This is a genomic window from Chryseobacterium sp. VD8, from assembly GCF_037149975.1.
Classification (GTDB): Bacteria; Bacteroidota; Bacteroidia; order Flavobacteriales; family Weeksellaceae; genus Chryseobacterium; species Chryseobacterium indicum.
In genome coordinates, this window is sequence record NZ_JBBCQL010000194.1 from 1 (window position 1) to 8,942 (window position 8,942).

At 35.6% G+C, this 8,942-nt stretch carries 8 protein-coding genes; 3 read left to right on the plus strand and 5 right to left on the minus strand.

Translation table 11 applies throughout. From position 1 onward, the window contains the following. Positions 1 to 384 (minus strand): ion transporter (locus WFK35_RS17400; RefSeq protein ID WP_336733649.1); only part of this gene is annotated, 384 nt, incomplete at its 3' end. Between the two features lie 63 nt (positions 385 to 447). On the opposite strand from WFK35_RS17400, the gene WFK35_RS17405 reads away from it, so the two are divergent. Then, positions 448 to 1,545, plus strand: a complete 1,098-nt coding sequence (locus WFK35_RS17405; protein ID WP_336733650.1) for a Nif3-like dinuclear metal center hexameric protein — start codon at positions 448 to 450, stop codon at positions 1,543 to 1,545. Positions 1,546 to 1,548: 3 nt separating this feature from the next. Next, positions 1,549 to 2,325: a zinc ribbon domain-containing protein gene (locus tag WFK35_RS17410; RefSeq protein WP_076392508.1), complete on the plus strand. Its 777-nt coding sequence runs from the start codon at positions 1,549 to 1,551 to the stop codon at positions 2,323 to 2,325. Between the two features lie 459 nt (positions 2,326 to 2,784). On the opposite strand, the gene WFK35_RS17415 is transcribed toward WFK35_RS17410, so the two are convergent. Both WFK35_RS17415 and WFK35_RS17420 read right to left on the minus strand, forming a co-directional pair. Continuing rightward, positions 2,785 to 3,294, minus strand: a complete 510-nt coding sequence (locus WFK35_RS17415; protein WP_336733651.1) for a hypothetical protein — start codon at positions 3,292 to 3,294, stop codon at positions 2,785 to 2,787. Between the two features lie 175 nt (positions 3,295 to 3,469). After that, positions 3,470 to 5,248, minus strand: coding sequence for an AMP-dependent synthetase/ligase (locus tag WFK35_RS17420; RefSeq protein WP_290265035.1), 1,779 nt, complete (start codon positions 5,246 to 5,248; stop codon positions 3,470 to 3,472). Positions 5,249 to 5,490: 242 nt separating this feature from the next. On the opposite strand from WFK35_RS17420, the gene WFK35_RS17425 reads away from it, so the two are divergent. Beyond that, positions 5,491 to 6,630, plus strand: a complete 1,140-nt coding sequence (locus tag WFK35_RS17425; RefSeq protein ID WP_116099329.1) for an acyl-CoA dehydrogenase family protein — start codon at positions 5,491 to 5,493, stop codon at positions 6,628 to 6,630. Between the two features lie 262 nt (positions 6,631 to 6,892). On the opposite strand, the gene WFK35_RS17430 is transcribed toward WFK35_RS17425, so the two are convergent. Together WFK35_RS17430 and WFK35_RS17435 are read right to left on the minus strand one after the other, a co-directional pair. Further along, on the minus strand, positions 6,893 to 7,843 hold the full coding sequence (locus tag WFK35_RS17430; protein ID WP_336733652.1) for a DUF4349 domain-containing protein: 951 nt from the start codon (positions 7,841 to 7,843) through the stop codon (positions 6,893 to 6,895). 341 nt (positions 7,844 to 8,184) lie between these two features. Further along, on the minus strand, positions 8,185 to 8,942 hold a 758-nt coding region (locus WFK35_RS17435; RefSeq protein ID WP_336733653.1), incomplete at its 5' end, for an EF-Tu/IF-2/RF-3 family GTPase.

Here is an 8,942-nt window from a genome sequence, read left to right on the forward strand (position 1 = left end):
CATTCTCAGCATTCTGAAAATGAGGAAATATTTGGTAACCGGAAAAATAAAGCTCAGATAAAACGGAATCAATGAAAGAAAATCGATTATCCCGAAAAAGCTGAAAATATAGTTCCGTTTGTTTTTCACTACGGCAATTCTAGAAAAATATACCGCAGAAAAAAATATGGAAATAATCCACTCCATAATAATGAACGTATAATGAAACCTTTTATCAAGCTTCGGAACACTTTCCATCATGATAATTGCAGTACTGATGAGAATCAGAATCAGTAAAGTGATGTCGAAAAGTTTTCCGAGCTTTGTGTCGGAGCGGTATATAATGCGGTAAAGATGTCTTTTCCAGAGAGCATTTTCGGGAATAAGATTGTGCTCTTTTTCCATTTTTCGAGGTTTTTTTTAAATTAACAAATAATCCCTATTTTCGTACCAAACATAGACAATAAAATGACAATAAGTAAGGTAATTGCCAAAATAGAAGAAAGAATTCCACTGCAGCAGGCAGAAGATTTTGATAATGTAGGTTTGCTTTGTGGTGTTCCGGACAGAAACGTCTCCGGAATTCTGGTATGTCATGATGCATTGGAAAACGTTGTGGATGAAGCCATTGAAAAAAACTGTAACTTAATTGTATGTTTTCATCCCATCATTTTTTCGGGACTGAAATCTTTAACAGGGAAAAACTATGTAGAGAGAGCTGTTTTAAAAGCTATTGAAAATAAAATTGCCATCTATGCCATTCATACGGCTTTCGATAATGATTTTTTTGGGGTGAACCGTGGAATCTGTGATCAGTTGGGATTAAAAAAATTAAAAATTCTTCAGCCTAAAAAGAATAATCTGAAACAGCTTACGGTTTTCATTCCGAAAGATTATTCTGAAAAAGTGAAGGAAGCTTTGTTTTCTGCCGGAGCAGGAAATATCGGGTTTTATGACGAATGCAGTTTCAAAATCAACGGGAACGGAACTTTCAGACCGATTGAAGGCTCGAATCCGTTTTCGGGACAGCAGAACATTCGCGAAAATGCAGATGAGGATATGATTTCTGTAATTTTTGAGGATTACAAACAGGGACAGATTGTTAATGCAATGAAAACGGCACATCCGTATGAGGAAGTTGCCCACCAGATTTACAGCCTTGAAAATACCAACCATTATTCAGGATTGGGAATGTATGGTGATCTTGATGAGCCGATGGATGAAAAAGATTTTCTGAAATTTGTAAAGGACAAATTCAGTCTGGAAATGATCCGTCATTCAGGATTCAATAATAAAAAAATTAGAAGAGTAGGAGTTCTGGGCGGTTCCGGAGCAAGCGGCATCCGGTCTGCAATTTCCAAAAAATGTGATGCTTATCTTACGGGAGACGTAAAATATCACGATTTTTTCCTTGCCGATTCGAAAATGATGATCTGTGATATCGGGCATTTTGAATCAGAACAATTTGTAACTCAACAATTATTTGAAATATTGTCACAAAAATTTAGTACATTTGCAATCTCAAAATCTATTGAGAAAACAAACCCGGTAAATTATTTCATTTAAAATATGGCAAAAACCAACGATATTTCAGTTGAAGAGAAGTTAAGAGCTTTATACGATTTGCAGATCATTGATTCTAGATTGGACGAAATCCGAAATACAAGAGGAGAATTGCCAATCGAAGTAGAGGATCTTGAGATTGAAATCGAAGGTCTTGAAAAAAGAGCTGAAAAATTTCATGCAGAAATTAAAGATCAGGACGATCAGATCAAAACAAAGCATGAAGTAATAAACCATGCAAAAACTTTAATTGAAAAATACAAGTCTCAGCAGGATAATGTAAGAAACAATAAAGAGTTTGAAGCGTTAGGAAAGGAGATTGAATATCAGGAGCTTGAAATCCAGCTTGCAGAGAAAAGAATTAAAGAATTCGGTGCTAAAATAGGTCACAAAAACGAAACGTTAAGCGAATTGAATTCAAAAATTGATGAGCTTAAAAATCACCTTAAATTCAAAAAAGAAGAATTGGAAGGTCTTATCTCTGAAACTCAGAAAGAAGAAGAATATCTTATTGAGAAATCAAAAGAATTCTCTGAAAAAATTGATGAGAGATTATTGGCTTCATACAACAGAATTAGAACAAACTCTCCAAACGGTCTTGCTGTTGTAGGATTGGAAAGAGGGGCTCCGAAAGGATCATTCTTCACCATTCCACCGCAAAAACAGATGGAAATTGCTCAGAGAAAGAAAATCATCATCGATGAGCATTCAGGAAAAATCCTTGTTGACGACGAGTTGGTAATGGAAGAAAACGAAAGAATGAAATCTGTAATTAAATTTTAATTACTTACGATTTTAAAGATATAAAGCTGTTTCAATTTTGAGACAGCTTTTTTTTGGCTTTAACACTAATTGCGCAAATGTTTCTCAAATAGCACAATTTAATATTGATGTTTTCTAAAGTAAAAGAGCTTTGCTCCTATAGGAGCGGAATCTTTGTAGAAATAAGAGCAAGTCTATCAATCAATCCTAAGGGTTGAATCTATAGTAGGATAAATGTTCTAAAGATAGCGTTCCGTAGGAACGCTGAGTTTCCTTCTAATATGATGTCTGCACAGATAAAACTCTATAGAGTTTTTAAAAAATAAGTATAAACTACATGATATTAGTGATTATAAAGAAAAAGAATATTTAAAAACATTTATTCAATGGAAAACTGAAATAGCTTTATTTTGAAATCATTAGATAGAGCCATTCGTGAAAATATTTGTGCAATTTGTGTTAAAAATACGACAGAGAAAATTATTTTTTTGCCTTCGTACTGTCTGCAGATTTATAGTAAAAATTAACTGCTCTGCAAAGCGCAATAATGGCTGCCTTTCCTTTGGGCGTAAAACCGGTAAAAGAATATTCTTCATCGGTTCCTTTGTTAAAAACTCTGTGACGTCGAGCTGGAATATCAATTTCTGAAGTAGAACCATTGCAATCCAGACAAATACTGATCTGGTTAACCTTTTTATTGTCCTTAAAAAATACCAACCCTAAATGTGGATTAAAACACGCCGCGGAAGCTTCTCCATAACTGGATTTTTTCGCTAAAGCCGTTAAAATTTGATCAGCCTGTTCTTGTGACAGAAACTGCTGTTTTTCTATGATAGGAATGAAGTTTCCCTGTTTATCAATCGGAGCATCGTACATTTCTTCATCACCTTTGAAATCGTATGCTATAATTTTATTATAATCAAGCGTACTGAAAGGAATTCCGTTGCTCTGGTTTGGCTCGATGGTTGGTGAAGATTTCACATAATCCATAAGTTCAGTTCTGCTGAGCCCTTGAATTTTTGGTATATCCGAAACAAATTGAACAGAATCGTTTTTGGAGGATATCTTTGTGTTGTCGGTATGTTTTTCACAGGACGAAAATAAAATTACCGATCCAAAAATGATGAATCGGTTAATTTTTTTATTCTTTATTTTCGTTGAAAATTTAGTCCTTACGTTCATACATCTTATTGTAAAGATCAATAAATTTCTCTTTAATCGCTTTTCTTTTCAGCTTTAAAGTCGGCGTTAAAAGACCTCCATCAATACTCCAGACTTCCGGAGTAAGTTCAATTTTTTTGATCTGTTCCCAGTTTCCTAAATGTTGGTTGATATCGTCAATCTCTTTTTTAATTCTTTCTTTTAATTCCGCACTTTTGGCAATTTCCTGTGGAGTAGAACCTACATTCAGATTGTTTCTGGATGCCCAGCTTTTTGCAAATTCAAAATCTGGCTGTACCAGTGCGCAAGGCATTTTTTCGCCGTCCCCGACAACCATGATCTGTTCAATAAATTTTGAAGCCTTTGCTAAATTTTCTATGGTTTGTGGTGCAATATATTTTCCTCCGGAAGTCTTGAACATCTCCTTTTTACGGTCGGTGATCTGTAAAAATCCGTCGCTGTCGATATGTCCGATATCTCCCGTTCTGAAATAGCCGTCTTCTGTAAAAACTTCTTTCGTCATTTCTTCATTTTTAAAATATCCTTTAAAAACAGAAGGTCCTTTTACGGTAATTTCTCCGTCTGCCTGAATTTTAACACTCAGATTATCAAGTGGTAATCCTACCGTTCCGATTTTCATTTTGCTGAAAGAATTTACCGAAATTACAGGCGAAGTTTCCGTTAATCCATATCCTTCCAGAATAGGAATTCCTGCATTCTGGAACATTAAATTCAGTCTTGTAGACAAAGCTGCAGAACCGGAAACCAGAGTAACAATCTCACCGCCTAAACCTTCTCTCCATTTTTTAAATACCAGTTTATCGGCGATAATTTCCTTTAATCCGGATGGTTTAGATACGCTTTTCTTTTTAGAGATCAGATCCAGTGCCCAGAAAAAGATCTTCTGTTTCAATCCTCCCGCAGAAGAGCCGGTTCCGTAGATTTTATCATATACTTTTTCTACGAGTCTTGGTACAACGCTCATGTAGTGAGGTTTTACCTCTTTCACGTTTTCTCCCATTTTTTCAATGCTTTCTGCGAAATAAATAGAGAAGCCGTTGTATTGGAAAAGATAGAAAAGCATTCTTTCGAAAATATGACAGATGGGAAGGAAACTCAGAACTCTTGTATCTTTATAATCCAGCCCTTTCTTTTTGGGAATTCTTGGGATAGAACCCAAAACATTGGAAACTATATTGTGATGCGTCAGCATAACTCCCTTTGGCTTTCCGGTGGTTCCGGAAGTATAAATAATGGTAGCCAGATCTTCAGGATTAATAGCATTTGAAAGATCTTCCACTTCAATCTGCGTAGAATCATCTTCGCCAAGATCCAGTATTTCTTTCCAGTTAGCAGCTCCCGAAACATTATCGAAAGTAAAAACGCCCTGTAATGAAGGAATGTTATGTTTTACTTTAACTACCTTATTCAAAAGATCTTTATCAGACACAAAACAGTACTTAATCTCGGCGTTGGTAAAGATAAACTCATAATCTTCGGCAGAAATACTAGGATAAACAGGAACGGAAACTACTCCGATCTGGGAAAGTCCAAGATCCATTATTGCCCATTCTGTTCGGGAATTGGTGGTGATTAATGCAATTTTATCACCCGGTTTTATGCCAAGCTTTAAAAGTCCTCTTGAGATCTTATTGGCTTCATTGATAAACTCTTGTGTGGAAGTTTTCTTCCATTCACCATGATATTTGGTTACAAACATATCCGACTTGGGATAGGTTTTCAATGCATGTTGAGGAATATCAAATAATCTTTTGATTGTCATGATTTTTTAAGTAATTGTTAAAGGATTTTAAATATAAGCATTTTTTTTAATTGTGGAAATTGCAAGTGATTATTTAGAAATTAATAAAATGTATGCCATAATATATTTAATAATTCAAACTTAATATATATATGATGAATATTTAAAAATCAACTTCTTTCGTTGTTTTTATCTAATTTATGATTCTATTTTCAGATTTGCCCAAAAAGTGTAAATTAGCGACCATCTAATTATTCAATGTTATGGACTTTAATTTATCAGAAGAACAGCTGATGATTCAGCAGGCAGCAAGAGATTTTGCGCAAAGCGAACTTTTACCGGAAGTAATCGAAAGAGACCGCGACCAGAAGTTTCCTGCAGAACAGGTAAAGAAAATGGGAGAAATGGGACTTATGGGAATGATGGTGGATCCTAAATACGGTGGTGCCGGAATGGACAGCGTTTCTTACGTTCTTGCTATGGAAGAAATTGCAAAAGTAGATGCTTCTGCGGCTGTGGTAATGTCTGTAAACAACTCTTTGGTTTGTGCCGGTCTTGAGAAATTTGCTTCTGAAGAGCAGAAAGTAAAATATCTTACCCCTTTGGCAAGCGGACAGGTAATCGGAGCTTTTGCTTTGTCTGAGCCTGAAGCGGGTTCTGATGCGACTTCCCAGAAAACAACTGCGGAAGATAAAGGAGATTATTACCTTTTAAACGGTATTAAAAACTGGATCACAAACGGTGGAACAGCATCTTACTATATTGTAATTGCACAGACAGATCCTGAGAAAAAACATAAAGGAATCAACGCTTTCATCGTAGAAAGAGGTTGGGAAGGTTTCGAGATCGGCCCGAAAGAAGACAAACTGGGAATCAGAGGGAGTGATACACATTCTTTGATCTTCAATAACGTAAAAGTACCGAAGGAAAACAGAATCGGGGAGGACGGTTTCGGATTCAATTTCGCAATGGCTGTTCTGAACGGTGGTAGAATCGGGATTGCTTCTCAGGCTTTAGGAATTGCTTCCGGAGCGTACGAACTGGCTTTGAAATATGCTAAAACAAGAAAAGCGTTTAAAACAGAAATCATCAATCATCAGGCAATTGCATTTAAACTGGCAGATATGGCAACTCAGATCACAGCAGCAAGAATGCTTTGCTTCAAGGCGGCTGTAGAAAAAGACGCTGGAAAAGATATCTCTGAAAGCGGAGCAATGGCAAAATTATACGCTTCTCAGGTGGCAATGGACACTACGATTGAAGCTGTACAGATCCACGGCGGATACGGATATGTGAAAGAATATCACGTAGAAAGAATGATGAGAGATGCAAAAATCACTCAGATCTACGAAGGAACTTCTGAAATCCAGAAGATCGTTATTTCAAGAAGCATTGCAAAGTAATTGCTTAATTATACATGAAATAGTAAAAGGCTTCCGAATTTGGGAGCCTTTTTACATTCACACGAACCACAAAATATAATATATAAAATTTTTCTCTTTATTTATCTTTTTGATTGAAATTTTTCGTTAAAGTTAAATCCTTTGATTGTATTCTTATGTTTGTTGATATATCAAAAATATCAATAAGAATTATTAGATAAGAGATTATATGATTAAAATAATATTAAAATAAAAATCCATCACAAAGGATGGACTTTCGAAATTAATGAGCATCATGATTGGTTGTGTTTTTACCCCTCTTTTTATAAAAATAATATCCAATTCCGGCAATTAAAAACAATGGCCAAAGCGGCAGAATAAACAGGAAAATAGAAGTAATGACACTCCATCCTGAAGAAACAGCGGCTAAAGATTTTTCACCAAAAGTTTCCGGAGCTTTATGAGCGTTATCCAAAAGAGAGATCCTGATCTCACAAAGCGTATTGTTATAATAGTCATTTCCTTTTACTTCTATGTTTTTACTTTCAATATTGCCGATATTGCTGCTTAAATCATCCATCAGTTGATCAAAATTCTGCAGAGGAACTTTAATCTGAAGATAATATGCTTTTTGATCTGCCATTTCCGAAGATCTGTCATCGGAAGGTTCTGCTGCAACATAAGTGAGCTCTTCTTTTGTCACAGCACCGTTGTTTCTAACCGTTTCCTGTCTTATAACTTCCCTTACAATTTCCGCATTGTCTGCATTCATGGTTAAATAGCCCGATTTTACCATTTTATTTTTCAGAACATTCAGTTCGTAATTTTCACTTTTTGGTTTGTCTTTATAAACGATTTTGGTTTCTTTAATCACTTTCGGAGCAGGAACATTCACCACAATTTTTTCTTCTTTTTTAGCCGAATCTTTTTTCTCCGTTTTTGATTCCAGTCTTACGGAAGAAATTTTCTCAGATAAAGAATCTACCATTTTGGAAGTATTTTCAATCTTGTCTTTCACTTCATTTTTAGCATTTTCAAAATCTTTTATTTTTACGTTGGCAGAATCCAGCGCGGCATTGGCTTTTTCGCTTACATCATTTAATTTTTCTGAAGCAACAGAAATTGCGCTGTCTGCAGAATCTGCGGTATTTTCCAGTTTAGAAACTGCTGATTCTCCCTTTTTACACATGATAAACGTGCTTGATACAGCAACGAGTAATATGAACTTTCTCATAACATTAATTTTTTCGATGAGGTAAAATTAGGAGGGAAGTTTTTGTAAAGATTGTAAAGGAATTGTTTTGCTTATGTAAATTGATAAGGGTTTGAATTTTAGTATTTTGTAAAATAAAAAAATGCTGTTTTACAAAGTTTTTTTTAAATTTTTATTTTTTCTCTTAACCAAATCCTGTCTGAATTTAATTTTCGAAGCTGTCATTTTAAGCGAAACAAAGTGGAGCCGAAAATCTAAGATACCCTCAAGATTCTTGATGTTATAAAACTTTCATTTAATTCCATAAAAAAATCCGCAGAAAAACTTCCGCGGATTATCTATTTAAAGCTGATTTATTTCAATTAAGCATTCTTAAACTCACTGATGAAATGCAGTTTCACATTCGGGAACTTCTCCTGCGTCATATGAATCGTGAAAGAAGAATCGGCAAGGAAAACCAACTGGTTGTATTTATCTCTCGCCAAAAATCTCTGCTTCAGTCTTGCAAACTCCTTGAATTCATCTGACTTTTCATCCGCTTCCACCCAACATGCTTTGTGCATAGAAAGAGGCTCGTAAGTACATTTTGCCCCATATTCATGCTCCAGACGATACTGGATTACCTCATACTGAAGCGCTCCAACCGTTCCGATGATCTTTCTGCCGTTCATTTCAAGGGTAAATAACTGTGCAACCCCTTCATCCATCAACTGATCGATCCCTTTTGCCAGTTGTTTTGCTTTCAACGGATCGTTGTTGTTAATATATCTGAAATGTTCAGGAGAGAAGCTCGGAATTCCTTTGAAATTCAGTTTTTCGCCGCCTGTTAACGTATCTCCGATTCTGAAACTTCCCGTATCATGAAGACCTACAATATCTCCTGGGAAACTTTCATCAACCACCTCTTTTTTATCCGCGAAGAAAGCATTTGGTGAAGAGAACTTCATTTTTTTGCCCTCTCTTACCAAAAGATAATTTTCATTTCTCCTGAAAGTTCCCGAAACAATTTTCACGAAAGCCAGTCTGTCCCTGTGCTTCGGATCCATGTTCGCATGGATCTTGAAAACGAATCCTGTAAAACCATTTTCTTCAGGCTTTACAATACGCGTATCACTTTCCT

What these genes read in the sequence shown, in the direction of transcription:
- WFK35_RS17405 (WP_336733650.1), top strand. Translation starts at nt 448, where the DNA reads ATGACAATAAGTAAGGTAATTGCCAAAATAGAAGAAAGAATTCCACTG.
- WFK35_RS17425 (WP_116099329.1), top strand. Translation starts at nt 5,491, where the DNA reads ATGGACTTTAATTTATCAGAAGAACAGCTGATGATTCAGCAGGCAGCA.
- WFK35_RS17415 (WP_336733651.1), bottom strand. Translation starts at nt 3,294, where the DNA reads ATGGATTATGTGAAATCTTCACCAACCATCGAGCCAAACCAGAGCAAC.
- WFK35_RS17420 (WP_290265035.1), bottom strand. Translation starts at nt 5,248, where the DNA reads ATGACAATCAAAAGATTATTTGATATTCCTCAACATGCATTGAAAACC.
- WFK35_RS17430 (WP_336733652.1), bottom strand. Translation starts at nt 7,843, where the DNA reads ATGAGAAAGTTCATATTACTCGTTGCTGTATCAAGCACGTTTATCATG.
- WFK35_RS17410 (WP_076392508.1), top strand. Translation starts at nt 1,549, where the DNA reads ATGGCAAAAACCAACGATATTTCAGTTGAAGAGAAGTTAAGAGCTTTA.